Source organism: Mesorhizobium sp. M7A.F.Ca.AU.002.02.1.1 (assembly GCF_003998535.1).
GTDB lineage: Bacteria > Pseudomonadota > Alphaproteobacteria > Rhizobiales > Rhizobiaceae > Mesorhizobium > Mesorhizobium ciceri.
The window spans coordinates 1-2,074 of record NZ_RZPB01000925.1; the positions used below are offsets into that span (position 1 = coordinate 1).

Below are 2,074 nucleotides of genomic sequence, written 5' to 3' on the forward strand. Positions count from 1 at the left end.
GGTGGTGATCGACCCCAGGGATTTCGCCCGTTGGCTGGATTGCCGCACGCTCGAACCGCGTGATGTCGCCGATCTGTTGCGGCCGGCTCAGCTCGATTTCTTCGAGGCAATTCCGGTCTCCGACCTCGTCAACAAGGTCGCCAACACCGGACCGGAGATTCAGGAGCGGGGCGAGATCGGGCCGGAGCCCGAGAAGGTCAAGCGCCAGAAGTCCGGCGCGGACGACAGTCAGATGACGTTGTTCTAGCAGAGGGCGCGCGCGTCGGCGCCTTCATTTCTGGCGCCATTGGCGCCGGCCGCCCACCCCTTCAGGCAGCGCGGGGCGAAACGATCTTCTGCGCCGGCTTTTTCTTCTTGGCGGTATGGAGAAGGGCGGCGACGATCGCGGCCGGGCCGATTGCGCGATAGTGGTTGGCCAGCGCCGGCTGCTTGGCGCGGTTGGCTTCCTGCTTGGTTCGGGGCATGTCTCTCTTCCCTGGTAACATTTTCGTGTCTGCGTTTGATGGCCGATTCTGACCAAATCGTGACGCCTGCTGATCTAGCCGGCGAATGTTTCATGACTGTGCCGACATGTTTAATAAAATGTTTCAGTGCATCATTACCTGTGACCCAGCGACGGTTTTGCCGAAACTTGCGACTTGACGGCAACACAAGCCAAGGCGATAAAGCCGCCCATGAAAACGTCTTTCGCCATTTGTGGCATTTGCATTATTGGCTAGCCTCGCGCTGGTCCGGACGTTTTCGCCTCATCTCTCCCCAGATTGGACAAACGCCCCGGCCAGCAGGCTGGAGCCTGATTTGCGTTCGCGCAGGGCTGGCTTCGTCGAATTGAGTTCTGAACCGGGAAGGCACGAATGTCCGACGCATCGCAGGGCCTGCGCCTCTACAACACGCTGACGCGGACGAAAGAGGATTTCGTCCCGATCGATCCGCTGAACGTGCGCATGTATGTCTGCGGCCCGACCGTCTACGACTTTGCTCATATCGGCAATGCCAGGCCGGTGATCGTCTTCGACGTGCTGTTCCGCTTGCTGCGCCATCTCTATGGGCAGACGCACGTCACCTATGTGCGCAACATCACCGACGTAGACGACAAGATCAATGCGCGCGCTTTGCGCGATTTCGGCGGCGAGATCGCTTCCGGCACGCTGTCGTTGAATGAGGCGATCAGGCGGGTCACCGAAAAGACCGCCGACCAGTTCCACAGCGACGTGGCGGTTCTCGGCTGCCTGGAGCCGACGGTCGAGCCGCGCGCCACCGAATTCGTCGAGCCCCGTGCCGACGGCAAGGTTGACATGATCACCTTGATTCAAAGCCTGATCGAACGCGGCCATGCCTATGTTGCTGCGGGCGAAGTCCTGTTCGACACGGCGTCGATGCCCGACTACGGCCAGCTGTCGAAGCGCAATCTCGACGAGCAGCAGGCCGGTGCTCGCGTCGCCGTCGACGCGCATAAGAAAAATCCCGGCGATTTTGTCCTCTGGAAGTTGTCGTCACCGGAGGAGCCGGGCTGGAATTCGCCATGGGGCAGGGGTCGGCCGGGCTGGCACATCGAGTGCTCGGCGATGTCGGCCGCCTATCTCGGCGAGGTCTTCGACATCCATGGCGGCGGCCTCGACCTGATCTTCCCGCACCATGAAAACGAGATCGCCCAGTCGCGTTGCGCCCATGGCACCGAAATGATGGCCAACATCTGGATGCACAACGGCTTCCTGCAGGTCGAAGGGCAGAAAATGTCGAAGAGCCTCGGCAACTTCTACTCGATCAACGAACTCCTGGAGACCGAGACCTTCGGCGGCCGCAAATGGCCGGGCGAGGTGCTGCGGCTGGCGATGCTGATGACGCATTATCGCGAGCCGATCGACTTTTCCGTGCGCAAGCTGGAAGAGGCCGAGAACACCCTGCGAAAATGGAAGCGGGGGGCCGACCTCGCGCCGACGGCGGCGGGACAGGTGCCCGTGGAGATCATTGACGCCTTGTCGGACGATCTCGCCACCTATGCCGCCTTCCAGGTCCTGACCCAGTTGGCCGGCGAGGCAATGGACGGCAACGATGCCGCTGCATCGCTGAAGGC

General features: G+C 61.5%; 2 protein-coding genes and 1 pseudogene. 2 read left to right on the top strand and 1 reads right to left on the bottom strand.

Translation table 11 applies throughout. The annotated features are described in order from the left end of the window. Positions 1–247 (top strand): annotated as a pseudogene (locus EN879_RS33340) (SOS response-associated peptidase); the annotation flags it as partial. A 61-nt stretch (positions 248–308) separates the two neighbouring features. On the opposite strand, the gene EN879_RS33345 reads toward EN879_RS33340, so the two are convergent. Further along, a complete protein-coding gene (locus EN879_RS33345; RefSeq protein ID WP_013532562.1) occupies positions 309–464 on the bottom strand; it encodes a hypothetical protein in 156 nt (51 codons plus the stop codon). Positions 465–854: 390 nt separating this feature from the next. Between EN879_RS33345 and cysS the strand changes: the two genes are divergently transcribed. After that, on the top strand, positions 855–2,074 hold a 1,220-nt coding region (gene cysS / locus EN879_RS33350; protein WP_127274580.1), incomplete at its 3' end, for a cysteine--tRNA ligase.